The sequence below is a fragment of the Komagataeibacter xylinus genome (genome assembly GCF_009834365.1).
In the GTDB taxonomy this organism is placed as follows: domain Bacteria; phylum Pseudomonadota; class Alphaproteobacteria; order Acetobacterales; family Acetobacteraceae; genus Komagataeibacter; species Komagataeibacter xylinus_D.
Genome location: NZ_CP041348.1, coordinates 3009442 through 3035434 on the forward strand (window position 1 = coordinate 3009442; position 25993 = coordinate 3035434).

The 25993-nt window shown below is 61.7% G+C and carries 20 protein-coding genes; 8 read left to right on the forward strand and 12 right to left on the reverse strand.

The window, feature by feature from the left end:
- The first annotated feature begins 300 nt into the window (after positions 1-300).
- From FMA36_RS14545 to FMA36_RS14565, 5 genes are all read left to right on the forward strand, one after another.
- A complete protein-coding gene (locus FMA36_RS14545) occupies positions 301-1461 on the forward strand; it encodes an acyl-CoA dehydrogenase family protein (protein ID WP_159263028.1) in 1161 nt (386 codons plus the stop codon).
- 425 nt (positions 1462-1886) lie between these two features.
- Positions 1887-2381 carry an RcnB family protein gene (locus FMA36_RS14550; protein WP_159263029.1) on the forward strand — a complete coding sequence of 165 codons (495 nt, stop codon included), beginning with the start codon at positions 1887-1889 and terminating at the stop codon, positions 2379-2381.
- 835 nt (positions 2382-3216) lie between these two features.
- Positions 3217-4053 carry an IS5-like element IS1031A family transposase gene (locus FMA36_RS14555; RefSeq protein ID WP_048859179.1) on the forward strand — a complete coding sequence of 279 codons (837 nt, stop codon included), beginning with the start codon at positions 3217-3219 and terminating at the stop codon, positions 4051-4053.
- 329 nt (positions 4054-4382) lie between these two features.
- Positions 4383-5750 (forward strand): Nramp family divalent metal transporter, encoded by a 1368-nt coding sequence (locus FMA36_RS14560; protein WP_159263030.1) that lies wholly within the window; start codon positions 4383-4385, stop codon positions 5748-5750.
- Between the two features lie 142 nt (positions 5751-5892).
- The gene (locus tag FMA36_RS14565) at positions 5893-6198 is read left to right on the forward strand and encodes a hypothetical protein (protein WP_159263031.1); all 306 of its coding nucleotides are present in this window, start codon (positions 5893-5895) and stop codon (positions 6196-6198) included.
- Positions 6199-6247: 49 nt separating this feature from the next.
- On the opposite strand, the gene FMA36_RS14570 is transcribed toward FMA36_RS14565, so the two are convergent.
- From FMA36_RS14570 to FMA36_RS14585, 4 genes are all read right to left on the reverse strand, one after another.
- Entirely contained in the window at positions 6248-8734 is a 2487-nt protein-coding gene (locus FMA36_RS14570) for a mechanosensitive ion channel family protein (RefSeq protein ID WP_408885624.1), read from the reverse strand.
- A gap of 300 nt (positions 8735-9034) precedes the next feature.
- Positions 9035-9493, reverse strand: a complete 459-nt coding sequence (locus FMA36_RS14575) for a hypothetical protein (protein ID WP_159263032.1) — start codon at positions 9491-9493, stop codon at positions 9035-9037.
- Between the two features lie 93 nt (positions 9494-9586).
- Positions 9587-9892 (reverse strand): hypothetical protein, encoded by a 306-nt coding sequence (locus FMA36_RS14580; protein ID WP_159263033.1) that lies wholly within the window; start codon positions 9890-9892, stop codon positions 9587-9589.
- 147 nt (positions 9893-10039) lie between these two features.
- Positions 10040-10948, reverse strand: coding sequence for a glycosyltransferase (locus FMA36_RS14585; protein ID WP_240906387.1), 909 nt, complete (start codon positions 10946-10948; stop codon positions 10040-10042).
- Between the two features lie 248 nt (positions 10949-11196).
- Between FMA36_RS14585 and FMA36_RS14590 the strand changes: the two genes are divergently transcribed.
- Positions 11197-11505 (forward strand): hypothetical protein, encoded by a 309-nt coding sequence (locus FMA36_RS14590; RefSeq protein ID WP_159263034.1) that lies wholly within the window; start codon positions 11197-11199, stop codon positions 11503-11505.
- A gap of 111 nt (positions 11506-11616) precedes the next feature.
- Here the strand turns inward: FMA36_RS14590 and FMA36_RS14595 are convergent, their stop codons facing one another.
- Positions 11617-11847: a hypothetical protein gene (locus FMA36_RS14595; protein ID WP_240906388.1), complete on the reverse strand. Its 231-nt coding sequence runs from the start codon at positions 11845-11847 to the stop codon at positions 11617-11619.
- Positions 11848-12172: 325 nt separating this feature from the next.
- Between FMA36_RS14595 and FMA36_RS14600 the strand changes: the two genes are divergently transcribed.
- Positions 12173-12382, forward strand: a complete 210-nt coding sequence (locus tag FMA36_RS14600; RefSeq protein WP_159263036.1) for a hypothetical protein — start codon at positions 12173-12175, stop codon at positions 12380-12382.
- Positions 12383-12400: 18 nt separating this feature from the next.
- On the opposite strand, the gene FMA36_RS14605 is transcribed toward FMA36_RS14600, so the two are convergent.
- Both FMA36_RS14605 and FMA36_RS14610 read right to left on the reverse strand, forming a co-directional pair.
- On the reverse strand, positions 12401-12847 hold the full coding sequence (locus FMA36_RS14605; protein ID WP_159263037.1) for a c-type cytochrome: 447 nt from the start codon (positions 12845-12847) through the stop codon (positions 12401-12403).
- Positions 12847-14088, reverse strand: a complete 1242-nt coding sequence (locus FMA36_RS14610; protein ID WP_206065333.1) for an FAD-dependent oxidoreductase — start codon at positions 14086-14088, stop codon at positions 12847-12849. Before FMA36_RS14610 ends, FMA36_RS14605 begins: the two co-directional genes overlap by 1 nt.
- A gap of 374 nt (positions 14089-14462) precedes the next feature.
- Between FMA36_RS14610 and FMA36_RS14615 the strand changes: the two genes are divergently transcribed.
- The gene (locus FMA36_RS14615; RefSeq protein ID WP_159263038.1) at positions 14463-15014 is read left to right on the forward strand and encodes a hypothetical protein; all 552 of its coding nucleotides are present in this window, start codon (positions 14463-14465) and stop codon (positions 15012-15014) included.
- Here FMA36_RS14615 and treY read toward each other — a convergent pair whose 3' ends face one another.
- The 5 genes from treY to glgB are packed head-to-tail and all read right to left on the reverse strand — an operon-like array spanning position 15015 to position 25943.
- Positions 15015-17759, reverse strand: a complete 2745-nt coding sequence (gene treY, locus FMA36_RS14620) for a malto-oligosyltrehalose synthase (RefSeq protein WP_159263039.1) — start codon at positions 17757-17759, stop codon at positions 15015-15017. It abuts the gene before it with no gap.
- A complete protein-coding gene (malQ, locus tag FMA36_RS14625) occupies positions 17752-19827 on the reverse strand; it encodes a 4-alpha-glucanotransferase (RefSeq protein ID WP_159263040.1) in 2076 nt (691 codons plus the stop codon). The genes treY and malQ overlap by 8 nt, the downstream gene beginning before the upstream one ends.
- Positions 19820-21601 carry a malto-oligosyltrehalose trehalohydrolase gene (treZ, locus tag FMA36_RS14630; protein WP_159263041.1) on the reverse strand — a complete coding sequence of 594 codons (1782 nt, stop codon included), beginning with the start codon at positions 21599-21601 and terminating at the stop codon, positions 19820-19822. The genes malQ and treZ overlap by 8 nt, the downstream gene beginning before the upstream one ends.
- A complete protein-coding gene (gene glgX / locus FMA36_RS14635; protein ID WP_159263042.1) occupies positions 21598-23727 on the reverse strand; it encodes a glycogen debranching protein GlgX in 2130 nt (709 codons plus the stop codon). The genes treZ and glgX overlap by 4 nt, the downstream gene beginning before the upstream one ends.
- Positions 23724-25943: a 1,4-alpha-glucan branching protein GlgB gene (glgB, locus tag FMA36_RS14640; RefSeq protein ID WP_159263043.1), complete on the reverse strand. Its 2220-nt coding sequence runs from the start codon at positions 25941-25943 to the stop codon at positions 23724-23726. Before glgB ends, glgX begins: the two co-directional genes overlap by 4 nt.
- Between the last annotated feature and the right edge of the window lie 50 nt (positions 25944-25993).

Sequence of the window (25993 nt, forward strand, 5' to 3'; positions counted from 1 at the left end):
TGGGCCGCTATCGTTTTCGGCGTCAAAATTTTTTCCACTTTGCAGGCCTATAGGCTGCCCGCATATTTCACCAGCTTTGGTCCGGCCGGGCAGGAACGAAATCGCGCATGAAACCATTAATTATGGTGAAATCATAAAATCACTATTGATGGCGTTATAATTCTGCCGTATCTGTCAGACAGGATACGTAGCGCACGTCTCGCTACGCTTCTTCTCCCCGCCATGGGGTATTTTGGTACCATCTGCGTGCTCTCATCCACACGCAGGCGCGAACAGCCGCAGCAAGGAAACAGGTGATCCATGAACGCAACGCCCTCCCCCGCCCCGGCACAGACCAAAGCCGCCCTGACGGACATGGCAGCCCGTTTTGCGCAGCGCGCGGCGGCTTATGACCGATCGGGGGAGATTGCAACCGATAACCTTGATGACGTGCGCGCGGCGGGCCTGCTGGGCCTGACCATAGCCCGCGCGGATGGCGGCCAGGGGGGCGGCCTGCGGCAGATAGTCGAGGTAATCGGCACGCTGGCGAAAGGCGACCCCACCACGGCGCTGATTGTTGGCATGCACTACCTGCAGCACGCCGTCATTGCCAGGGCCACCAACTGGCCTCAGGCTGCGCGCAAGCAGGTGATCGACACCGCCCTGCACGAAGGTGCGCTGATCAACGCGCTGCGGGTCGAGCCCGAACTGGGCACGCCCTCACGCGGGGGGCTGCCCGGCACGCGCATCACATGGGTTGATGGCAGGGCACGGCTGAACGGGCGCAAGATCTATTCCACGGGGTCCACCGCCCTGCGCTGGGGCACGGTCTGGGCCGCAACCGATGAGCCGGAGCCACGCGTGGGGCAGGTGCTCGTGGATCTGACCCTGCCCGGCGTGAGCATAGAGCGCAGCTGGAACCAGATGGGCATGCGCGCCACGGGCAGCCATACCGTCGTGTTCGATAATGTGGAACTGCCTGATACCGCGCTGGTGGACCTGCGCAAGCCCGAAGAATGGCACACGCGCGACGGCTCGCTTGTGGTGGGGCATGTGCTGGCCATTGCCTGCCTGTATGATGGCGTGGCCCGCGCTGCGCGGGACTGGCTGATCACCTTCCTGCATGAACGCGTGCCGACCGCGCTGGGCAAACCGCTGGCCACGCTGCCGCGCTTTCACACCCTGCTGGGCGAGATCGATGCCCTGCTGATGGTCAATGAAAGTTTGATCGAAACCGCGCTGACCAAGGCCGAAAGCGGTAACTACCCCCCGCATGAAGCCAACCTGGCCAAGTATGTGGTGACAGAAAACGCCATCAAGTCGGTTGAACTGGGCCTTGCCGCGATTGGCAACCCGGCCCTGAGCCAGGACAACCCGCTCGAGCGGCATTACCGCAATGTGCTCTGCGCGCGCATTCATACGCCCCAGGCCGATGTGGCGCTGGCTACCGCTGGGCGGATGGTGCTCGACACCGAGCGGTGAGGAGGTTTTGCGCGGGTTCCATTTCACTCACGCCTGATAACAGCAGACACGTCTTATTACGAAATTTATTGAAATTGCCATATTCCGGATATGAATATGCTTGTATACATATTGGCGCAACGGCAACGGGTTTAGTGAATGATGCTGACATTTCTATTCCTCGGGTCGCCGTAATGTCAGCATGGGGTTGCACAAAGCAGCAGACGGCACCCTATGACCGGATGTGCATGATCATAGGGATATGCGGTCTTGTAGCCTGCCTTCTGATTACATGACCACACTGGTCCGGCCGTAACCCGGAGCTTTGCTGATTTCTACGCACGGCATGACGCCACACTGTGCGGAAATAATAATCCTTTTCAACCCTGCCTGCACTGCTCAGGATCAGGGTTGACCCAACACTCAGGATCAGGCCTGTAAACGTAATGAAAAAACAATCTTTTCTGGCGCTTGGCGCAGCATGCCTTCTGGGCTTTGCAACATCGGCCCAGGCCCAGCCCTTTGGTGGACCGCAGGGACCCGGTCCGGGTGGCGTAAGTGGCTTCGCTGGCCATGAAGGCCCGCATGCAGGCCCCGAGCAGCACGGTCCCGGTCAGCGTAGTCCTGCCCGCGGCCCGCAGCATCGCCCTGCCCCGCATGGTGGTCCCGATCACCGCATGGCAGGCCCTGGCGGCAACCGTGATGGCGGCTGGCATGACAACAATCCGGACATGAACCGCGTGTGGCATCAGGGCGAGCGTTATGATGGTCCGCGCAACAGCCGCTGGATTGTCAATGACTGGCAGAGCCACCGTGGCCTTTCCGCCCCGCCATCAGGCTACCAGTGGATGCGCTATGGCAACCAGTACCTGCTGACGGCCATCACCTCCGGCGTGATCGCGGGCGTGGTCAGCGCGACGCTGGGCGGTGGCATGCGCTGACGGCATGGTAGATGAGGTCATGGGGTACCACCCTACCCCATGACCCATTTGCAGTTTCGCACAAATTTTTAACAAACCCGTGTCTTGGCTACCTATTGGTAGCCAAGATGAATATGTACTATTATCCACTCTCTTAAATAGAGCACATCATATACCTGATCCCTACCGATATTCGGGGAGAGGCTGACGATATTAGTTCTTCTGGGTAGCGAAAAGAGAGTTTCATGAGTGACGCTGAACTGCATCAAGCTTATTGCACTATTCTGAAAGATGTTAATCCGGCCCTATTTGATAAAAAAATACTAATGATTTAACTTTATCCGGTTTTTCAGGTCTCTTCGTTTCCACAACGCCTGATACATGGGAAACTGGAAAACGTATAATGGCCGTAGGCCGTGAAACACAGGGATGGACAGTTGTTGATGATGACCATCCATATATTTCTCTTTAGAATTATATATCTCTATCAATATAAATACAAAAAAGAAGTTCTACTTTCTTTAATTTTTTAAAAAATCTGACTGCCATTGCTTGTCCAGGCAATGTGGTCTGGGTAAACCTGTTTTACTTCGACTGGGAAAAGAGTCTGCCAAAAGTTAACAATACGCCTTATTACAATTAAATTGTAAATATATCAGCATTAATTTTAAAAAAACAGATATAAATACTCTATCCTGATATTATAATATTTTCAAATGGAGTCAGTTCCGTACTGGTCCGTCGAAAGTTCTTTCCTTTAGATGGCGATCAGGCAATACCCTAGAGCCTGATCCGAAAGTTTTTGAACAATACCAGCCTGTTGTGATTCATCCGTCTTTACGAAGAGATGGAGTGAATGGTGACATGGACTGGTATTGCCCGACGTGAACATAGCCGGGAAGGACTGCGATATCCATCGGATATGATGGACGGGGAATGGGCTTTGATCATGCCATTTGTGCCCCCTGCGAAACGGGGCGGTCGCCCTCGCACGACGGATATGCGCGAGGTGGTCAATGCGATGCTCTACATAGCCTCGGCCGGGTGCGCGTGGCGCCTGCTGCCGAAATGCTTTCCGCCGGTCTCGACTGTCAGGCGCTATTTCTACGCCTGGCGTGATACCGGGCTGTTCGAGGTCATGAATACGGTGCTGGTCATGAGCCTGCGCGAGATCGAGGGGCGTGAAGCCTCCCCGAGCGCGGGCGTGATTGACAGCCAGTCGGTGAAAACTACGGAAAGCGGCGGGCTTTCGGGCTATGACGCGGGCAAGAAGGTCAAGGGCCGCAAGCGCCATATCGTGACTGATACCTGCGGCTTCCTGATCTTTCTCCTCGTTCATGCCGCCGATATCCAGGATCGTGATGGGGCCGTTGATGTCCTGGCGGCAATACGCAGGCGCTTTCCCTGGCTGCGCCACATCTTCGCTGATGGCGGCTATGCTGGCGAGAAATTGCGATCCGCGCTCGCCTCCATGGGAAAATGGACGGTCGAAATCATCAGGCGGTCCGATACGGTGAAAGGCTTTCAGATCCTGCCGCGCCGCTGGGTGGTTGAACGGACATTCGCCTGGCTGGGACGGTGCAGGCGGCTCGCCAAAGATTGGGAACAATCCATTGCGTCCTCAACCGCATGGACATTGATCGCCTCGATCCGCATGCTCACACGACGGACAGCAAGGCATTGTCAAGCTTGAAAAACTTTCGGATCGGGCTCCTATCATCATAAAAAGTTTCTGGTAGTACTTTTGAAAGAAGGTAACACACAGGAACTTTTGTGATTTCTGATCAATAAGCCCCTGTCAAACAGCGCCTCAAGCGCAACCGTAGCAGCAGACCCGAAATCGCCTCGGCCCGACAAAACCCTGTTTTACAACTGACTGGCAAACCTGCACGGCGTTCTACCTGTACCCAATCTTCTGCCTGAAGCGGCTGGTGCCGGAACATACCATGGCCTGATAATATTTTCTTTTGCTATCTAATATAGCGTATTGCATATTTTAGGCGAGTGCGATTAAGTCATCTCATGATGCCAGACCGCCCTGCTCCGCCCCACTCCACCCAAAACACCGCCTGGCGGTTTGAAAAAACATCCGGGCCTGATCAGAACAGCTTGCCGGAAGTGTTTGCCTCCGTGCAGGTGCCGCAGGCCGGAGCCTCATGGTTGCGGCGGCTGCTGGCCTTCATGGGGCCGGGCTATATGGTGTCGGTTGGTTATATGGACCCCGGCAACTGGGCGACCGACCTGCAGGGCGGGGCACAGTTTGGCTATACGCTGCTGGCTGTCATCGGGCTGTCAAACTTTATGGCCGTGCTGCTGCAATCGCTTTCGGCCCGGCTGGGCATCGCCACCGGGCGCGATCTGGCGCAGGCCTGCCGCGACCATTTTCCCCCCACCGTGAACATCGTGCTGTGGCTGGCCTGCGAACTGGCCATCACGGCGTGCGACCTTGCGGAAGTCATCGGCACGGCAGTGGCGTTACAACTGCTGTTTGGCATATCCCTGCTCATGGGGGCGGTCATATCGGTGCTCGATGTTTTTATCGTGCTCTTTCTCATGAACCGGGGTTTCCGTTACCTCGAAGCTTTCGTGATCGGGCTGCTCAGCATTATTGCCCTATGCTTTGCGGTGCAGGTTATTGCTGCCCACCCGCCCATTGCCGCCATGCTGGCAGGTTTCATGCCCCGCGCCGCAATCGTGACCAACAGTCAGATGCTCTATATCGCCATTGGCATCATCGGGGCGACGGTCATGCCACATAACCTCTACCTGCATTCCTCCATCGTGCAGACCCGCGCCTTTCCCCGCACCGAGCCCGGGCGGCGGGATGCGATCCGCTGGGCAACATGGGACAGCACGATTGCGCTCATGCTGGCGCTGTTCATCAACGCCGCCATCCTGATCGTGGCGGCAGCGGCGTTTCACACCAGCGGCCATCAGGACGTAGCCGAGATCGAGGATGCTTACCGCCTGCTCTCCCCCATTCTGGGGCTGGGCATTGCGTCCACGCTGTTTGCGGTCGCACTGCTGGCGGCGGGCACCAACTCCACCATTACCGGCACGCTGGCCGGGCAGATCATCATGGAAGGTTTTTTGCGGCTGCACATGCCGCCCTGGGCCCGGCGGCTGCTCACGCGCGGGCTGGCCATCGCCCCGGTGGTGGCGGTAACAGCACTTTATGGCGACCAGGGCGTGGGGCGGCTGCTCATGCTCAGCCAGGTCATCCTGTCCATGCAACTGCCCTTTGCGGTCATACCGCTGGTCATGTTCGTGTCTGACCGGCGCAAGATGGGGCCTTTTACCATATCGCGGCCTGTCGCCCTCCTGTCATGGGTCGTGACGGCGGTCATCCTCGTGCTCAATTTCAAGCTATTGCTCGATACGATTTCCTGACCGCTACACGGGACCGTGCAGGGCAGTGTTGCAACAATGAACCGCCCCCGCCCCTTCTGTGCGGGGCCAGACAGGCTATAACGCTCACAGCCCGTTATAACATGCGGGAGCGTGACAATATCTACCTGAATGGAAAATAGCCATGTCTGTTGAAAACATGATTCGTGACGCCATCAGCAAGAAAACCGCTGTCGGTTTTACTTTCGATGCCAAGAACTACATCGGCTCCCCCCACGCACTTGGCGAGCGCGACGGCAAGCCGCAGGTGCTGATCTATCGCGGCGAGGATGCCCACGAAAAGCGCGTGCCGCCCATGGGGGAATGGAGCGTCCTGCCGCTTGATACCATCACCGACCTGAAGCTGCTGCCCGGTGAGGAATTCCACGCAGGCCACCCCGATGCGAAGGTGGAAAAGGAACTGCACAAGATAACGCTGCGCGTCGCGTAACACATTTAGCAAGGCCCCTGCCCGGTTATTGGCAGGGGCCCTGTTTTTTTCAGCCCTGCCCCTGCTGTGGGGGCGCTTTGGCCGTGGCATCGATCTTGAGTTCGTTACCCGCCCAGTTATCAATGAAGTTGAGATAGCTTGGCACGGGGAACTTGATGCCCTCGGCATTCATGCGCACGGCAACGCGGCTGTAATACTGCCGGTACACGGTCCATTTCGACCCCGGTGCCGTGCGGATGGAGCCAAGAAAGCGCGCGCCGTTGCCATCAGCCTGTTCAATGCCCAGAAACGTGAAGTCCGACAGGATCAGATGCGTAAAACGCGGGATCTTGCGCAGGGCGGCAAGCTCTTCCTGGAGTATTCTGGTCAACTGCTGCGTGTCCTGGCTGAGGTCGATCATCACATCGACCACAACAAGGTTGTAATCACGCGACGTATTGGCAATCGATGACACCCCGGAGAACGGGATGATATGCAGGTCGCCATTGACCGAGCGCAGCCGCAACGTGCGGATGGACAGATGCTCCACCGTGCCCGACACGCCGCCAGCCGTAACCCAGTCGCCCACCTGTATGGCGTTTTCCACCAGCATGAAGAAGCCGGTGATGAAATCCTTGACCAGGCTCTGCGCGCCAAAGGCGATGGCCGCACCCATGATGCCCGCACCCGTCAGCAGCGGCGCCACGTTGATGCCGATCTGCGAGAGCGTAGTGACCGCGACAATGATGATGATCAGTGCGAGCAGCACGGTCTTGATGATGGGCAGCACGGTGCGCAGGCGGCTCGCGCGCCCTTCCTGTGATGAATTCTCAAACCGCGCAATCTGGCTCTGCAGCACCGCATTGGCGGCCTCCCATATGAACACCGCTACCGTATAGGCAATGATGACCGAGCTGATCGTGCCCATGATCTTCTGCCCCAGCCTGCCATGGAACAGGAAATGAATGGCAGGCAGCCCCAGTGCCTGCAGGAACAGGATGATCGTGGCGAATGACAGCAGGAAGGACAGGATCTTGCGCGCGGCCGGGTAATAATAATTCACCCGCGCCTGCAGGCCGGGATAACGCGCCTCCATGGCGGGCGAGATCTGGAAGAGCCGGTTCTGCACATTATAGGCCAGCACCGAAAACAGGCGCGACAGGATCACGACCGCCGTGGTCAGGATGACCGTGCGGATGATCCACGCATAACCACCCTGGATGTGGGTAGCCCAGATCAGCCACAGCGCAAAGTTGAAGAACATGGCCGGTACCCACCACAGATACACGATGCGCCCCACGAAGGCCCAGAACGGCTGCTGGAGCAGCCGCGCCGAGGGCTGCAGCGCCGAGGCGACATGCCTGCGCACCCGCCACGTAAAGATGGCCACCAGCACATGCTCGATCAGCACCACCGAGCGGATGATGGCCTCCGTGCCGCGGGCCGGCATGTCAAACACGCCGCCCAGCGTGGACAGGCACACCACGACCGAGGGGGCGGCCACCAGAAAGTTGAGCCAGCGCGTGACCATGAAGGCCGTCTGGTCGCTCGCGCTGCACAGCCGGATGGCGGGCGAATGCGGCACGAACAGCGTTTCCATGAGCAGGTAGACCACCCGCGCCACCACATAGGCGTTGGTCAGCGTCAGCGTGACCAGCATGGCCTGGTGGGTGGTGGTAAGCATATAGGCAAAACCGGTGCCCAAGCCAAAGAACAGCCCCACCGGCACCAGCTTGATGAGCAGGTGCATGAGCGAATAGGGCACGCGCGCCAGCAGGCGCAGGGTGGCGTGCTGGGCCTGCATGTCCTGCTCGGTGGCGGCCTGCTGGCCCGCACCTTCCGCCCCCGACGCTGCCTGTGCGGCAGGCTCTGGCGCAGCCGTTGAGGCATCAGGCAGATTGAGACGTTTTTCCGTAGCCAGCGCGCGTGCGGTCACTCCGCGCAGGGGCTTGCGCATCAGCAGCGAGACACCATGCTCGGCCGCCAGCGCCAGCAGCAGGATCAGCGTCGCCCTCCCCACCGCATCAAGCAGGATGCCGCGTGATTGCGGATCGGCGAAGATGGTATGGGTCCAGTGAACGACGAACGCCAGATCCCCGAACAGGGCGACAAAATGCTGTGCCTGAACGATCAGGCTCGCCCGCAGGGCTTCGGTGTCCTGCACCAGGTCGCTGCCCAGGCTGTCGGGCTGCACGGTCAGCTCCTGCGCGGGGGCTGCCGCGTGCGCAGGTGCTGCAGGGGCTGGGGCCGGAGCGGGTGCTTGCGGGAGCCCGGCAGCAATGGCGGCAAGGGTATTTTCAAACTCGGCGCGGCGGGCAGGATCGTTGATCACCGCCAGAACCTGCCGCGCCTGATCGGGGGTCATGCCATGCGCGGGCGTGGGTGCCGCCCCTTCATCCGCCGCGCAGGCCGCGTGCGGGCCGCCGTAGGCCGCCAGCAGGACCAGCAGCCCCAGAACAGCCGCGCGCAATAGGGCCGCAAAGGCCTTGCGCCGCCGGCCCCCTGCGGCAAAATGATCCGCCTCGCCCTGCTGGCCGGTCTGTGTTGAATGGCGCATTTTTTAAATTCCGTCCCGACTGCTCGATCCTGCCGATCTGCCAGGCAGACATGGCGAGGAAGGCGCCGTTACCCGGACAGATGGCGCGATTTATCGCAGAGATGGATGTAAAAGCGCAGACATGGGGAAGCCGGGCAGATATGCAATAAATTGCCCTACCCTTTTAGCCTATACTTTGTGTCATATAAAATTACTTGCCATGCTTAATTTTTATTTACATAATACCTATAAAATAATTTTATATCAATGTATCTTATATCTGAAAAACAAATCAATAAGCCCCGCCTGCCCTGAGCGCGTTTACGGCTTGCCCACATGCTTGCGGATCAGCGGTATGGCGTCCGGGTCATGCTGCAAGGCCCGCGCCAGCAGTTCCTGCCCCAGCGCCTTGAGCGCAAGCGGGTGCATGGTCTCGACCGCGCGGTCGAGGCTGTGCCGCTCCGTATCAGACAGGTCGGGATCATCAACAATGCGCTGGCGCAGCGCCTTTATCGTTGCGGGGCCGGACAGGGTGACGTGCATGTCATCGGGCCGGTCAAGATAAGCGCGACCGGCTGGCGTCAGGCTGGTTTCACCCGTAATGCCAAGACCTGTGGGCCGTATGCCTATGCCGCCCTTGCACAGGCCCTGCAATTCAAGGTCCATCAGGTTACGGGCGTATTTTTCCTCATCAGCCGCCCGCACGGGCCGCAGGGTGGTTGTGCCGCCCTGATCGGCCATGTGGCGTAGTAACTGCCCCTGCAACTCACGGTCAATCACGTCCTGCCTCCGTTCATCATGCCTACAGGTGCCATGATGGTCCGGCAGGCTCAGCCAGACAACAGCCGTGTAAATACATACGGTTATGCACCATCACTCACAATCGGGCACATCCCGGCACCATTGCGGCACATGCGCGCGGGGCACGGGCTCGCGTGCCGCCTGTGTCACCTGGGCCAGTATGCCAAGCGCATGGTCACGCACGGCGCTGGTGTTGACACGGCTGGCTCCTTCGCGGCCCTGCATCATGACCTGCCCGAACTGCCCGAGCCGCCGCAACAGCGTCGCGCGCCGGGCGTCATCAAGATCGAGCACCGCCGCGCAAAAGGCATTTTGCCAGATCTGCACGGCCAGACGCTCCTGTTCAAGCGCGGGCAGAGGGTCATGGCCCTGTGTCATGTCGGTTTATTATCCTGGTTCATAGAGATTGGTTTGAAAATAAACCGTTGCTGGAAAAAGAAAAGTTTTTAGGTCTCGCCTTTTTTCACAAAGGCAGCGTCTTCTGAAGCTTTTTTGAAACAGACTTCACCAAAAACTTTTACAATTTCAGGGCATTACTGGAAAGGGTGGTGTGCCCTCAAGGTTGGGCCACAGGCCATGTGGCGTGCAGGGCACATCATAAGTCAGGTGGTCGGGCTGGATGTCACGCAGAATTTCCATGTTACGGAACAGTTCGCGCCGGTCGGGCCGCAGCGCCTGACGCGACAGGAACGCCCGCGCTTCAGCCTTTGCGGCCTGCATGGGGTAGTCCTGCCCTGCGGGTTTGAGGTGTTCTATGGCCGTATAATCCACAATGCCGACATTATGGCGGTTGCGGTGCGCCGCGTTGCAAAATGCGATGTCCGTCGCCCATGCCCACCGCAATTCGGGGAAAGGATAGACATAGGCCATGGCATCGCGGTGGAAGGCGGTGACCGGTCCATCTTCCACATACCGGGTAATGCGCCCGAGGCTGTTCCATTTGCGATAATTGAACGTAAAGGATGTATAGGAATGGTAACGATGGGCGGGCTGGGATATTTTCAGCCCCATGACTTCGCACAACGATATGAACCCATCGAGAAAACGCGGCGGCAGCGCAACGTCGTCATCGGTAATGACCACCCAGTCGTAATCCTGCAGTTTTACTGTTGAAAGTGCAGTATTGATATTGCCAAACTTGCCCCTGTCGCGCATCTGCGCGGTTACGAAATCCACCTTATGCTTTGTATTCTTCATGCGCCTGAACACATCATGCAACGTGCGCTCGCGTTTTGGCACCCGCACGGATGTGACGAGAATCCTGCGCACCGGCTGCCTGCGGGCAATATTCCTGACATGGCGGGAATACTTCCGGTTATGGAAATCAAACACCATATCCGCCAGGACGGAAGCCTTGCGTCTTTGCCAGAAATTCTTGTGCTGGCAGAAATCTGAATCAAAAAAATCCGTTTTTTCCTGTTCTGGCATTGTCATGTTTTTCTCTCCATTACCATTTCAAGGGTAGCAGACGATGGATGACATACACTGCGACCGAGGCGTGGATATGGCAGCACAAACATGATTCTGTTTACGAAGTTTCAAATTATTTCTGAGGCAATCATATTTGATAATATTCAGCAGCGACCGGAACTGTCCCCGCGCCCGCACGATACGACCAGCAGGGAGACTGCACGCAAGGTCATATTCACCCTGCATGTTTCCTTACAGAGGAAGAATACATCATGCGTATTATTTCTGCCTTTGCAATAACGGGCGTAGTGCTCATGGCCAGCGGGCCGGTCGCCCTGGCCCAGAAGCACCCGACCGACAAGAGCGTGGACCTGCCGGGAGACAATTCCCCCTCTTCCATAGAGCGGGCGCATCCACAGGACCGCAAGACCGTACCGCTGCCTGAAAAGAGTGAACGCACCGGCCCCGCGGACCAGCCCGATCAACCCCTGACCCGGCCACCCGCTGCCAATAAAAGCCCGGACAGCCCCGGCATGTCTTCCAACCATCAGACCCTGCGCAGCCCATCCGCCCTGCAATAGGGAATTACCGGTGATGACATGCTTTTTGCGGGGCTGCTGAACGCAGCCCCGCTTTATCTGATATTGTCACATTTCAACCAAAAACAGGAAACCGTTTCCTGCGCACCCGCCTCAGGCGCAGCTTTTTGCGTGCGACATGGTCATGGCATGGGTTGCAAGATAGCGGAACTGCGCCTGTTCTTCAGGAAAGGCAGGAATGCCCTGCAAGGCATGCGCGGTTTTGCGGTAGCGATGCAGGTTGCTCAGCCGCCGCCAGGGGCGGTCAGGGTGCTGTTTGTTCCACAGGCTGATCGCCCGCAGTTCAACTTCCTGAATGTTTACATCATGATCTGACTTCGGCATGTCCATCTCCCTTGCATCTGCGTTGTGGGTACTGGAACTGTCACGAGGTTTATGCTGGTGCGGTGGGGCATGCCCGCCACGCGCATCCAACGCCGCAATATAGCACAGGTTCCTGCCCGGACACCTACTCTCCCCACACTGTGATGCCGCGGGCCTTTTACACGACGCAATCAAACCTCACGTTTCGTTACGTCCATTACGAAGTTGCACCGGTTAAGGTCGTATCCGTCCTGGGCAATTGCGTGGAGCGTGCATGTTTTTCTTGGTTGGCAGGCCACCAGATCCGCCGGATACATTGAAAATCCGGATCAGCGGGGCGGGCTGAATGCGGGCGGTCATCATGCTGGCATGCTGCGTGTTTCTGGCGGGCTGTGCTGCGCATCGCGTGCCGCTTGATGATGACGGCCTGCCCGTTACAAACGGCCGGGAGATGGACACCCCGGCCGAAGGCGGGACGCCGGGTGGCAGGGGCGGCCTGTGGTCAGACATGCTGCACACCGCCATGCAGACGGGCATGGGCATGCTCCACCATTAACAGCACCCTGCCGCTTTTTTACTTCATGCTGGCGGAAGTCATTTTGGGAAACAGCATGTTTTTCAGCCCCTCCGGGGTAGCTGGCAGTTCACGCTTTCCCGCCTGAACGCCATTTTCCCGCAGCAGGAATGCCAGCAGATCTGCATTCTGGGCCGGTGTCAGCGTACCGGGCGCAAAAAGCGGCATGGCTTTTGACATATAGTCAAACAGTTGGCCCAGCGGCGCCCCCGCCCAGTTGGCGGCAAAGCGGCCCACAAGCGGTGGCACGTCAAAGGCCCCGCCCAGATCCGCCCCATGACACACCGCGCAGAACTGCTGGTAGGCCACAGCCCCCCGCCCGGCCTGCTCTGCCGTGTAATAGGACATGGCGCCGCGCGCGGGCGCCGCATGAGCCAACTGCACTGTCAGGGCCAGCAGCCCGGCGCCCAGGGCAACACCGCGCGCCTTTGTTCGCAGGCCGCGCATCAGCCCTGCCCCGCCGGAAAACGGGCAAAAAGGTTTTCAAATATGCCAATTGCCTTTTCCGCCTCGCTACGGTCGGCATGTTCAAAACTGTTGCCCACGCCGTCCATTTCACCCAGGCCCGCCATGTCAAACCCCTGTATCATCAACCCGTCACTTTTCGAGAGCGCGGAGGCCCCCTTGTATCGCACCCCATAGGCCGCATCCGGCTGCGGTGGCAGCCACGCGGTCTGCCCGCGCACGGGAATGAGCGAACGATCCCCCCACAGGTCACGCGCCGCATAGCCGGGGCAATTGATGATGACAGGCTCGGCCAGGCTTTTCATATCGGCAGGGGTATGGAACTCGCGGATGACGATCCGCCCCCCTGCCTGATAGAACTCGGACAGCAAAAGATGCCCATACGCCCCGAAATTGAAGATCATCAGCGGCGCGCGCCGGGCATAGGGCACCGCAAACGGGTTTTCCTGCGCCGGGATCAGTTCGGCCGCAGGAATGATATCGCGTATCCGCTCGCCATAACTGGCGAATTCGCTCGATTGCTGCGGCATGCCGGTCGAGGCGTAATCCCCCTTGTGGCCCGGATTTTCCGGCTCGGATTCCGGTGCGTCAAAAGGCGTATCTGACAGGACATAACTGTCACGGAAGTCGATCGGGTTGCCGGGCAGGCCGAGATAGTCGCGATAGCTTTTCCATGAATAGCGGGCCATCCGCTCCCATGTATCGGCAAATTGCGGGCCTGCAGGATCTGTCAGCGCCACGCGTGAATCCGGCGTCCAACTGCCATTGGCGCGGACCGAGCGGGTGTGGGGCAGCAGGTCGCGCGTATAGATCGTGACATCAAGCCCCGCGCGCTGCGCCGTCAGCGCCGTGGTCAGGCCAATGACCCCGCACCCCACCACCGCAACGCGCCGGGGCGAAAGCGCAGCCGCCTTGCCCACCGCCATCTCGGCCGAACCCCATGAAAGCGACCATCCGCTGCCCCCATGGCCATAATTATGGATGACCACCTTCTCGCCCACCCGCTCGACATCAAGCCGGGGACCCGCAGCGCGGAACGGACGCAGGCAGACCTTGATATCGGTTATCTGGTCGGCATGGGGGCGCATGGGCACAAGCCGGGGCACCGTGCCGGGCACCGCCGTGCGCCGCAGGGCGGCGGCAGCGGCAGGCACGGAGGCCCACCGGCCACCCGCCAGCGCACCAAGGGCGAGGGAACCGGCAAACAACCCCCTCCGGCCCAGGCGGGGGGGCATGTTCTTCAGGGTGTCAGGAAAACTGTTCACGTTCAAACCTCTGCTTACCGGGCGCCTGTCATGGAAAATCAGCCGGTTTCATGACATGAGCATTCATGCAAATCCGTTTGGAAATATTCTGTATGCTGCTTTTCTGAAATCCGCCGTCATGGCCTGTACCTGCCATAATGAGGCAGGATAATTTTCCTCTCCCCCGCCGTCAAACCATAGCGGAAAAAAAACGGGCCACGGCGTTGAATTAAAATGCTGCCGACCAATCGTTACACTGCGCAGGCACTGGTAGTCCATATGGTCATGGTTGCATAGTTGTTAATATTATGGTATTTATATATATGTTGAATATAATATTCAGGATTTAAATAATGGGAATTAATGCCTCCTATATCGCGCTCCATGGCGTACCGCGTGAAGAAATACTGGCCCTTATGGAATTCAAGGATACGGGAATAGAGGATGAGGCATACGAGGCCGATTTTTCCATTGCCGACATGCCCACGGGGTGGACCATCCTGTGGTCCAGCCAGTGTGAATACCTGCCTGACAGCGAGCTGTTTCACCTGCCTTTCAGGTGCAGGCATAGCATCGTGGGCTGCTGCGTGCTGGAAACAACCATGATGAGCGTCGGCTTCGGGTATGACTATGACGACCATGGGAAGATGTGCAATAGGTGGATCATCACACACGAGGCCAGCAAGGGGCGCGATAACCTTGAATGCACCGGCACCCTGCCACCCGAAAGCAGAGCCATAATCGATGCAGCCCGCGCCGAGGCTGGCACGCACCCGAACGTGGATGTGTTTTTTGACATACCGGTCAGCGTGATCCAGAGCCTGACCGGCTTCCGCTATGACCAGCCGGTTTATGACGGCAAGGAAATCGTTTTTACCGAACTGCGTTCCCTCACCACTGCCTGATCAGGACAGACCGCGACCGCCTGCATCGTGCACGAGACAGACAACGGGCACCTGCCCGCGCGTAAATGGCGTGGCGGCCTGAACGGGTGCCGCGCCCAGCAGGCTGTGCCACGGGCCTGCATGTTGCGCCACGGCCACGCGTAGCGCCATGTCACGCCCCAGCGCCAGCGTATCGGCCTGCACTTCCATGCCCAGCGGCAGGCGCGGGGCAACCACCAGCAGGCTGAACCCGTCATGCTGGCGCAGGAAGGCAATGGCGTGGTCGCGGTCCGCCCCTTCCGCCTCAAGCGGCTGGTAGCTTCCTTTGGCAAACAGGTCAGGGTAGCGGGCCCGAAACGACAGGATGCGCCGAATCAGGTCGAGCTTGACCTGCCCCGTGCGCCAGGTAGCGGCAGAGACGTCAAAACTGTTTGTGTGCTCCAGCAGCGCATGGCGCAGGCCAAAATCAACCGGGCGGCGGTTATCGGGGTCAACGAGGCTGAAATCCCACAGATCACAGCCCTGGTACAGGTCCGGCATGCCGGGCGTGGTCAGTCGCAGCAGGGTCTGCGCCAGCCCGTTGAGCGCGCCTGCCGGGGCAATCCGGGCCACCACCTGCTCCATCTGCGCCATGAAAGCGCCGTTGGCGACAAGGCGGCGCACGAAGACCGTGCAGGCTTCTTCATACGCCGCGTCTGGGTCGAGCCAGTTCGTATGGCGCTTGGCCTCGCGCAGGGCCTTGGTTTGCCATTGCACGATCCGTTCGCACCACGCCTCACGCGTGGCCATGCTGGCAAAAGGAATGAGTGGCCACGCGCCAAGCATGCTCTGGTACAGCATCAGCTCATCAATGCGATCAGGCCCGATGGCCACCTGCGCGCCATTTTGGGCAAACCATTCGCTGACCTGCGCACACCACTGCGGCGCCATCTCGCTCAGCACGGCAAGGCGGGCGCGGCTGTCCTCGCCGCGCTTGTGGTCATGGGTCGCGGTGGTGAGCATCGCCGCGGGGTGCAGGCGTGCCCGCGCGGTGCAACCGGCATGGAAATCGGCAACCGTAAGGCCGAGCCGTGCCGGGTCGGCCCCCACCTCGTTGCGCGAGATCAGGCGCCCGTAGCGGTAGAAGGTCGTATCTTCAGTTGATTTGGCTGCCAGCGGCGCGGTCAGGTGCTCGAATGCCTGCTCGGCACGGCGCACGCAGGCCGCAGGTGCGTGCTCCGGTCGGGCTGACAGCACGCGCATCACCGCATCGAGCACGGGTTCCAGACCGGTTTCAAGCCGTGGCCGGGCAGCGCGCGCCGCAGCGTGCAGGGCCGCGCCATCTTCGGTATGGTCCTGCACCACCTCATCGCCAAAATAGGTGCGGTAGAGCGTGAAGAAGACCAGAACAGCCTCAAGCACCGCCTGCAGGCCCGCAGGCGTGCCATCCTCGCCCCGTGCTTTCAGCGCCGTGGCGAGCAGGCGGGTCAGGCGCCCGAATTCGGCTACAAAACCCTCGGCCAGCAGTTGGGCGCGGGCCTCGCGCGCAATCAGGCCACAGGCTTTGGCGTCTGGCCCGCAAGTTGCCCACAACCGATCCAGCACGGGTGCCGCGCGGTCATCATGCAACACGGCGGAAACCTGATTCATGAAATCATAGCCCGTGGTGCCTGCAATCGGCCAGGCAGCAGGCAGGTCCTCATTGGTGGCAAGAATTTTTTCCACGTAAACGGCAGCCCCCGGCAGGGCGCTTTCGGGGCGCAGGCGGCCCAGCGCATCAAGCCGGGCACGCAGGCGCTGGCAGTAGGCAGCGGGGGCGGCCAGCCCATCGATGTGATCGACCCGCACGCCATCAACCAGTCCGCGCTGGTATAGCGAGAACAGATAGCCATGCATGGCCTCGAACACCTCGGCCCGCTCCACGCACACGGCCACGAGGCCGGTGATGTCAAAAAACCGCCGCCAGTTGATGCGTGTTGCGGCCTCACGCCAGCAGGCCAGACGCCATGACTGCACGGCCAGCAGGTGTTCGAGCCGGGTGCGGCCTGCGGGGTCACATCCATCATGCAAAATGGCAAGGCGCGCCATGGCCCCCTGCCCGCGCTGCGTTGCCACCCAGTGCCGCAGGGCCGCCAGCGCGGAATCCGCTTCCGCCCCCGGCGCGTCACGCAGCGCCACGGTGGTGAAGGCCGCAAGCAGCGCGCCGGGCGCATCCACCTGCGCCAGAAGCCCCGCATAGCTTGCCGGGCAGAGCGGAAAGCGGTGCTCATAGTGATGGATGTGGAACAGTCCCCCTTCCCCGTCATGGCGCAGCTCAAGGCTGCCTGCCACTATTGCCTCGGGCAGCGGGCGGTCAAGAAATGGCAGAAGCACGCGCCCGTGCAGATCCGGATCAGGGTCATGCCAGTCGATGTCGAACCATGTTGCATGGGCCGAAGCCTGCCCCCAGGCCAGCACATCCATCCACCACGCATTATGGGCATCAACGGCCATGTGGTTGGGCACGATATCAAGGATCAGCCCCATGCCGTGGGCATGCAGCCGGTCGGCCAGACGCGTCAGGGCCGCCTCGCCGCCCAGCGCCGGGTCGATCCGGTCATAGGCTACGGTATCATAGCCATGGGTCGAGCCGGGACGCGCTGCAAACAGGGGGGAGGCATAAAGATGGCTTATGCCCAGACGGGCAAATTGCGGCACGAGGGCCGTCGCGTCATCGATTGTCATGCCCGCGCGGAACTGCAGCCGCAGCGTGGCCCGCACCAGGGCGGCAGGGGGGGGGCTATTCATGGGCGCGGCCCGCACGCAGGCGGTTGAAGCGCCGGCGCGTATCATGTCCTGACAGCAGGGTTGCGGTCATGCCGGGGTAGCGCCGCTGCCAGTTGGGGTGGCCGCTCGTGGTGCCGGGCAGGTTGGGCTGCTCGGCAAGGCCGAGCATGTCCTCCACCGCCACGAGGGCAAGCGGGCACGCAGCCCGGCCCACGAAGCCGATGGCTTCTTCCACCACCCTTGCCGCCCCTGTGGGGTCGGGCGGTGGCTTTTCGCCATTCCTGCCACGCGCGGCAGGCGTTGGCCGGTCCTGCATCAGGGCGGCCCACAGGGCCGTGCGGTCATTTTCGCGCTCGTCATGCACGGTGTTGGGGTCGAGACCCGGGGGAAGCTGATGCAGTTTCTCGCGCCATGCAATGTCCGTTCCCTGCCACCACCCGGCCACCGTGGGCAGGTCATGGGTCGTGGTCATGGCCGTGGCGTTGGGTGACCATGTGGCGGGTGGCCTGAACACTCCTTGCGGCGTGCGCTCGAAAAACAGCACGTTCATGCCCATGATTCCATGTGCGCCTGCCGCCTTGCGAAATGCGCTGGTGACCGTGCCCAGATCCTCGCCAATCACCATGGCATCGGCCCGCATGGCCTCAAGGGCGACGAGCCGCATGAGGTCGCGCACGGGAAAGGACAGGTAACTCCCCTCCGCCGAGGTGCCGCCCTGCGGTATGATCCACAGCCGCTCCAGCGCCATGACATGATCGATGCGCAGGCCCCCGCCATGGGCGAAGCCCGCGCGCAGCGTATCGATAAAGGCGCGATAACCCGTGGCCCGCAGCCCTGCGGGCGAAAACGTGGTCAGCCCCCAGTCCTGCCCCAGCGGGCTGAGCGCATCAGGCGGTGCGCCAATGCCAGCACCGAGCAGGAACTCGGACTGCCGTGCCCAGCATTCGCTGCCCGTGGGGTCCACGCCCACCGCCATGTCCTTGATCAGGCCGATGCGCATGCCTGCCGCCCGTGCGCCCGCGCAGGCACGGGCCAGGCTGGTGGCCGCCAGCCACTGCACGAACACATGGAATGTTACGTCATGGGCAAATTCCTGCGCAAACCGCGCCACTTCCGGGCTGTCAGGCTGGCGCATGGCCACGGGCCAGCGCCGCCAGTCGCTCCCGCGTTCCCCACGGGTGGAGAAATAGGCATGCAACGCCTCGAACAGGGCATGCTGCTCGAGTGCCTGGCCGCCTGCTGCGCGGAAGTCGCGCATGGCTTGTGGCGGACTGCTCGCAATCCGGTCGTCATAGAGCCGCCTGAGCAACTGGTAGCGGCACGTGCTGGCCCGCACCCAGTCGATCAGCGGTGCATCCTCAAGCTGCCTGAGCGTATCGACATAGGCAGCCCCCCCCTTGACCACGGCGGCCTGCACGGTTGCGGCATCAAACACGGCATGCGGGTCGGCCAGCAACCCGTTGAGGAACAGGCGCGAGGAAGGGGAATACGGGCTGTACTGCCCGGGGCGTGCGGCAAACATGGCATGGTCCGGGCTGATGGCCAGCGCATCCGCTCCCCGTGCCGCGGCCGTGCGGGCCAGGGTTTCCACCGCGCCAAAATGGCCAATCCCCCCATCGCCCGCCATGCGCAGCCCATAAACCTGCGTGCCCAGGCCCCAGGCCCGCACGCTGCCCCCGCCGCATATCCGGCTCACGCGCGGGCAGGACGGCGGCGCTATGGCCAGGGTGGCTGGCGTGTCCCCTACCTCCAGCCGGTGGTAGCCGCACACCCCTACGGGGGGCAGTGCGGGGTGGCCACGCATCAGGCGGAGCTTGCCCTCGATCTCCGCGCCATTTTCCAGCACGAGGCGAAACCGGCCCCCTCCGTCGCCAGGTGGCAGGGGAAGCACGGTGGCCTGCCCGGCAACGCCCACCACCATGGCGGGCAGTGCACCACGCGGACGTGGCGGCGGGGCATGACCTTCCAGCACGGCCAGCAGGCGGCGCAGGCTCTCGTTCGAGACGCGATGCATCTCGCCCGCGGCATCGCGCCAGCGCAGGCTCAGCCCGGCATGGCGGGCGCGCTCGACAAGGGTGCGGTTATTCATCCTGTGCCTCGTTCAGGCAGGCCATCATGGCATAAGGGGGCAGGGTTGCGGAAAACAGGTCCGCCCCGTGCGGCAACACCGCATGCAGGCAGCGCCCCTGCGGCATGTCTGGCAGGGGAACTGCCGCATCAGCCAGGTTGAGGGCAATGGACAGCACCGCCCCATCGCCCATACGCCACTGGGCAAAAACTGCCCCGGCGCCCAGAACCCGTGCGCCCATGGCACGCGCACCGGACAGGCGGGGCGCGATCTCGGCATGGCGCAGGGCCAGCAGTTCCGTAATCTGCGCGTTCCAGTCCTTGTGGGCCGGGGCTTCGCGCTCGGCGGGGTCGAGGCGGGAGGCGGCATAGGTTTCGGGCGCATTGGGGTCGGGGATGGTGTCACGCTTTTCCGCCGAGGCGAAATGCGAGAAGCCGGCAAATTCCTGCCGCCGCCCCTCGCGCACGATCCGGCCCAGCGCGGGGCTGTAATCAGTAAAAAACAGGAAAGGCTGGCGCGAACCCCATTCCTCGCCCATGAACAGCATCGGGATCTGCGGGCACAGAAGCACCAGCCCGTAGGCCGCGCGCAGGGCCTGTGGCGTGGCCAGCACGCCCAGCCGCTCGCCTAATGCGCGGTTGCCGATCTGGTCATGGTTCTGCAGGAAGATGATGAAGCGGTCAGGGGCAAGATCAGCACTCGAACTGCCCCTTGCCTTGCCATTGACCGGCTGCACCTCGCCCTGAAAGGCAAAGCCCTCGGCCAGCACGCGCGCCAGCGCGGGTGCCGGATCTGGGGCAAAATTGCCGTAATAGCCCTCGTCCTCCCCGGTCAGCAGCACATGCAGGGCGTTGTGGGCATCATCATTCCACTGGGCGCGATAGCCCGCGCGCAGCAGGCCGGCATCATTGTTTTCATTTTCCACGATCAGGTGCACATGCCGCCCGCGCTCGACATGGTTGCGGATGAAAGCGGGCAGTGCGAGCAGCCAGTCCCGGTCCACAATGGCCTGCACGGCATCGAGCCGCAGGCCGTCAAAGCGGAATTCCATGAGCCAGTACAGCGCATTATCAATAAAGAACTGACTGACCGCCTCCTGCCCGAAATCGATGGCCGCCCCCCATGGTGTGGCCGTATCATACCGGAAGAAGGGTGTGGCGTAGTCGGCCAGATAATTCCCGTCCGGGCCGAAATGGTTGTACACCACGTCCAGAAACACCATGAGCCCCAGCCCATGCGCCGTATCAATCAGTGCCTTGAGCGCATCGGGCGGCCCATAGGCGGATTCCGGGGCAAAAGGCAGCACGCCGTCATAACCCCAGTTGCGCCCGCCCGGCACCTCGGCCAGCGGCATGAGTTCGATGGCCGTGACCCCAAGGGCTGCAAGGCGCGGCAGTTCACGGGCCACTCCCTCATAGCCGCCCATCAGGCCCACATGCACCTCGTATATGACCACTTCATGCCACGGGCGGCCCGACCATGCGCCATGCCGCCAGTCATAGGCGGCGGGATCGACCACCTCGCTTGGCCCACCCACGTCATCGGGCTGGTAGCATGAGGCGGGGTCCGGCACCGCAAGGTCGCGGGCCACGCGGTAGCGGTAGCGCGTGCCCGCCCCGCAGGGAAACACGCATTCAAACCACCCTTCCCTGTCGCGGGCCATGGCGATCGGCGCATGGCCCTGCGCCTCGAGCAGGACCGTGTGGCATGAAGGCGCCCAGAACCGGAAGCGGGTATGCCGGGCATCGATTAACGTGGCCCCGACATAGCGGTCAGACTGGAAACGGGTGCTCATGCGGCGTCCTCCCCTGCGTTATCGCCACCGGGCACGAAGGCCAGCAGCACAAGCCCGTGGGCGGGCACGGGAATATCATGCACGTCAGCACCCAGCGCCTGTGCCGCCTGCTCTGGCTGCGTGGTATCGAGCAGGATGGTCCACCGCCCTTCGGGGCCGGGCAGTGTCGCGTTCACATCGCTCCCGCCGGGGTTGAGCAGCATATAGGTTATGTCGAGCGTGCCATCGGCCCCGGTGCTGGCACGGCGCACGCCAAGCAGGTGGAATGTCTCGTCATTCCACTGCTCCACCCCCATGGGCGTGCCATCATGGCCGAACCAGCCGATATCGGGCACATCGGGCAGCGGCCTGTGGCGCCCATGCATGTAACGCGCCGCCCGCAGAGAGGGGTGGGCACGGCGCAGCGTGGCAAGCCGGGCGACAAAATCGGTCATCAGCCGGCCTTCCGGTGTTGCGGCGCGGTGCCAGTCCAGCCAGCTTGTGGGGTTGTCCTGGCAGTAGGTGTTGTTGTTGCCGTTCTGGGTCTGGCCAAACTCATCGCCCGCCAGCAGCATGGGCGTGCCGTGCGAGAACATGAGGGTCGCCATCATGGCGCGCTGCACGCGGCCACGAAGGTCAAGGATGGCGGGGTCATCGGTCGGGCCTTCCACGCCCCAGTTGGCGCTGTTGTTATCTGCACTGCCATCCTGGCCATCTTCCCCGTTGGCCTCGTTATGGCGCTCGGCGTAGCTGACCACGTCCTCGAGCGTGAAGCCGTCATGCGCGGTAATGAGATTGACCGAACTCCACGGCCTGCGCCCCCTGCGGTCGAGCAGGTCACCCGAGCCTGCGATACGGGCGGCGATATCGCCCTGCTGCTGGCCATCGCCACGCCAGAAGCGCCGCGTGGTATCACGGAAGCGGTCATTCCATTCGGCAAAGCCGGGCGGGAAGTTGCCGAACTGGTAGCCGCCGGGTCCGGGATCCCATGGCTCGGCGATCAGCTTGCGCGTCGAGAGCACGGGGTCCTGAATAATGGCATCGAAAAAGCCCGATCCCTGATCAAAACCATAGGGCTCGCGCCCGAGCACCGGAGCGAGATCGAAGCGGAAGCCGTCAATGTGGAATTCGCTCGCCCAGTAGCGCAGCGAGTCCAGCACCATCTGCAGCACGCGCGGGTGTGACAGGTTAAGCGTGTTGCCGCAGCCGGTATCGTTGATGAGATGCCGCTCGTCACCGGGCACAAGGCTGTAATAGGTGGCGTTGTCCAGCCCCCGGTAGCACAGGGTGGGGCCGAGTTCGCTGCCCTCGCAGGTGTGGTTGTAGACCACGTCCATCACCACCTCGATGCCCGCCTTGTGCAGCCGCCTGACGGCCGCGCGCAACTCGTGCGGCGACCCACTGGCCAGATAGCCCGCATGTGGCACGAAAAACGCCAGCGTGTTGTAGCCCCAGTAATTGGTCAGCCTGCGCTCGATCAGGTAGCGCTCGGGGGCAAAGCACTGGATGGGCAGCAGTTCAAGCGTGGTTACTCCCAGCCGGCGCAGGTGCGCGATCATCTGCGGCGCGCCAAGTGCCTGGAACGTGCCGGGCCGGGGGTCGCGCTCCATCGCGCGCTGCATGGTCAGGCCCCTGACATGCGCCTCCATGATCACGGTATCCGCCCACGGCACGCGCGGCAGGGTGTCATCCTCCCACTCATAGGCGTCGTTCACCACCACGCATTTGGGCATGGAGGGCGCGCTGTCGCGCCGGTCGAAGGACAGATCGGCACGGGGCGAGTGCAGGCGGTAGCCGAACTGCGTGTCCGACCATGACATCGGCCCGGTGAGCCTGCGGGCATAGGGGTCGATCAGCAGCTTGTGCGGGTTGAAGCGGTGGCCGTTGAGCGGGTCATACGGCCCGAAGGCGCGAAAGCCGTATAACAGCCCCGGCTCGGCATCGGGCAGGTAACCGTGCCAGACTTCATCGGTATATTCGGGCAGCCGGAAACGCGCGATCTCGCGCCGGTCGCGCGGATCAAAAATGCATAGGTCCACCTGCTGGGCATTGGCCGAGAACACCGCGAAATTGACGCCAAGCCCATCCCAGCACGCGCCAAGGCGGTTGGGGCTGCCGGGCGATAGCGCGGGCGGGAAGCGCATCATGATCCCTCTCCCGCAGGCTGGAGGTAGAGCGCTGCCAGCGGCGGCAGGGTCAGCACGCATGAGCAGGGCTGGCCGTGGGCTGGCTCGGGCTGTGCTACAACACCACCGCCATTGCCCTCGCCGCTGCCGCCATAGGCGGAGGCATCGGAATTGAGGCGCTCGCGCCATGCGCCGCCCACCGGCACGCCCACCCGGTAGCCGTGGCGCACCACGGGCGTAAGATTGAGCACCACCAGAACCGGGGCATGGCCCGGTGCCAGCCGCAGCCAGGCCAGCACGGCGTTGGCCGTGTCATCGCCAATGATCCACGCAAAACCGGCGGGGTCGCTGTCAAGCGCATGGAGTGCTGGCAGATCGCGATAGAGGCGGTTGAGATCCGTGATGAGGCCGAGCATGCCCCCCTTGAGCGGATCATCCAGACTGCGCCATGGTGGCTCGCCCTCATGCGACCATTCGGCCTCCTGCGCGAGTTCGGCCCCCATAAACACCAGTTTGCGCCCCGGATGGGCCCACATGAAGGCAAAAAACACCCGCAGGTTGGCATGGCGCTGCCACCCGTCACCGGGCATGCGGGCCAGCAGCGAACCCTTGCCGTGAGTGACTTCATCATGTGACAGGCACAGGATGAAATGCTCGCTGAAGGCATAATGCAGCCCGAACAGGATTTCATTGAGGTGATAGCCACGCCAGAGCGGATCACGCGCAAAAAAGCGCAGACTGTCATGCATCCAGCCCATATTCCATTTATACGAAAAGCCAAGCCCTCCCTGCGCTACCGGGCGGGTGACACCTGGCCAGGCGGTAGATTCCTCGGCAATCATCATGGCGTCGGGGCAGGTTTCGTGCACGGTCTCGTTAAGCTGGCGCAGGAAGGCCACGGCCTCGAGGTTTTCACGCCCGCCATGGATATTGGGGATCCACTCCCCTTCCCTGCGGCTGTAGTCGCGGTACAGCATGGAGGCCACCGCATCGACACGCAGCCCGTCGATATGGAAGCGCTCCAGCCACATCAGCGCACTGGCGATGAGGAAGCCGCGCACCTCATGGCGGCCGAAATTATAGATATGGGTGTTCCAGTCGCGGTGCACGCCCTCGCGCGGGTCCTGATGCTCATATAGCGCGCAGCCATCGAAACAGGCCAGCCCGTGCACATCGTTGGGAAAATGGGCGGGCACCCAGTCCAGGATCACGCCGATACCGGCTGTGTGGCAGGCATCGATAAAGGCCGCGAAATCAGCCGGCGTGCCATGCCGGGCCGAGGGCGCGAACAGCCCGAGCGGCTGGTAGCCCCATGAACCGCCAAACGGATATTCCATGACCGGCATGAGTTCGACATGCGTAAAACCTGCTGCCTGCACATAGGGAATGAGTTCGCCTGCCAGTTCCCGCCATGACATGATGCGGTCCGGGTCGCCCTGCGGCCTGCGCCATGAGGGGACGTGCAGCTCGTATATGGCGAGCGGCGCATCATCGGCCTGCGCGCGCCCGCGCGTGGCCATCCAGTCAGCATCGTTCCAGGCAAAAGGTGCTGGCGACGCCACGACCGAGGCGGTAGCGGGCGGGCGCTCGGCAAACCGGGCGAAGGGATCGGCCTTGTGGGGCAGAATATGGCCCTCGCGCGTCATGATCTCGAATTTGTAGCGCTCGCCGGGGCCGAGGCCGGGAATGAACAGCTCCCACACGCCTGCCGCGTGGCGCAGGCGCATGGGGTGGCGCCTGCCATCCCAGAAATTGAAGTCCCCTATCACCGAAACCCGCCGCGCATTGGGCGCCCAGACGGCAAAGCGCACGCCCACCATGCCATCAATCACCATGGGCTGCGCGCCCATGAGGTGGTCAAGCTGACCGTGGCGTCCCTCGGCAAACAGGTTCAGCTCCGCCTCATCGAGCAGCAGGCCGAATGAATACGGATCGGCGGTTTCCTCCACCGCGTCAGCCCAGACAATTTTCAGGTGATAGCGCGCCCCGGCGGGAATGGTACCAACATGCAGCCCCGTCTCGCCCATGCGCCGCATGGGGCGCTCGATCGGGCTTGCACGCGGGCGTTCAACCACCAGCCGCACGCGCGCCGCATCATGGTACAGCACGCGGATGACATCGACACGCCCCATGTTATGGCGGCCAAGAATGGCAAACGGGTCAGAACTGCGCCCATGCACGAGATCATCAACGCTATCGGGTAAAACATAGTGAGCTGCATCCTGCCTGATCCGCATGCCGGGGCCTTTACTGTGCTGTTGGGATATGCCGTGAACGTGGCCCCGTG

Bases quoted from the DNA above. Each gene is read 5' to 3' on its own strand.
- FMA36_RS14565 (WP_159263031.1), top strand. From the start codon at position 5,893: ATGTCTGTTGAAAACATGATTCGTGACGCCATCAGCAAGAAAACCGCT.
- FMA36_RS14580 (WP_159263033.1), bottom strand. From the start codon at position 9,892: ATGACACAGGGCCATGACCCTCTGCCCGCGCTTGAACAGGAGCGTCTG.
- treZ (WP_159263041.1), bottom strand. From the start codon at position 21,601: ATGAGCACCCGTTTCCAGTCTGACCGCTATGTCGGGGCCACGTTAATC.
- FMA36_RS14560 (WP_159263030.1), top strand. From the start codon at position 4,383: ATGATGCCAGACCGCCCTGCTCCGCCCCACTCCACCCAAAACACCGCC.
- FMA36_RS14595 (WP_240906388.1), bottom strand. From the start codon at position 11,847: ATGCCGAAGTCAGATCATGATGTAAACATTCAGGAAGTTGAACTGCGG.
- malQ (WP_159263040.1), bottom strand. From the start codon at position 19,827: ATGAATAACCGCACCCTTGTCGAGCGCGCCCGCCATGCCGGGCTGAGC.
- FMA36_RS14550 (WP_159263029.1), top strand. From the start codon at position 1,887: ATGAAAAAACAATCTTTTCTGGCGCTTGGCGCAGCATGCCTTCTGGGC.
- FMA36_RS14600 (WP_159263036.1), top strand. From the start codon at position 12,173: ATGCGGGCGGTCATCATGCTGGCATGCTGCGTGTTTCTGGCGGGCTGT.
- glgB (WP_159263043.1), bottom strand. From the start codon at position 25,943: ATGCGGATCAGGCAGGATGCAGCTCACTATGTTTTACCCGATAGCGTT.
- FMA36_RS14605 (WP_159263037.1), bottom strand. From the start codon at position 12,847: ATGCGCGGCCTGCGAACAAAGGCGCGCGGTGTTGCCCTGGGCGCCGGG.
- FMA36_RS14590 (WP_159263034.1), top strand. From the start codon at position 11,197: ATGCGTATTATTTCTGCCTTTGCAATAACGGGCGTAGTGCTCATGGCC.
- FMA36_RS14545 (WP_159263028.1), top strand. From the start codon at position 301: ATGAACGCAACGCCCTCCCCCGCCCCGGCACAGACCAAAGCCGCCCTG.
- FMA36_RS14570 (WP_408885624.1), bottom strand. From the start codon at position 8,734: ATGCGCCATTCAACACAGACCGGCCAGCAGGGCGAGGCGGATCATTTT.
- FMA36_RS14585 (WP_240906387.1), bottom strand. From the start codon at position 10,948: ATGACAATGCCAGAACAGGAAAAAACGGATTTTTTTGATTCAGATTTC.
- treY (WP_159263039.1), bottom strand. From the start codon at position 17,759: ATGAATAGCCCCCCCCCTGCCGCCCTGGTGCGGGCCACGCTGCGGCTG.
- FMA36_RS14555 (WP_048859179.1), top strand. From the start codon at position 3,217: ATGGTGACATGGACTGGTATTGCCCGACGTGAACATAGCCGGGAAGGA.
- glgX (WP_159263042.1), bottom strand. From the start codon at position 23,727: ATGATGCGCTTCCCGCCCGCGCTATCGCCCGGCAGCCCCAACCGCCTT.
- FMA36_RS14615 (WP_159263038.1), top strand. From the start codon at position 14,463: ATGGGAATTAATGCCTCCTATATCGCGCTCCATGGCGTACCGCGTGAA.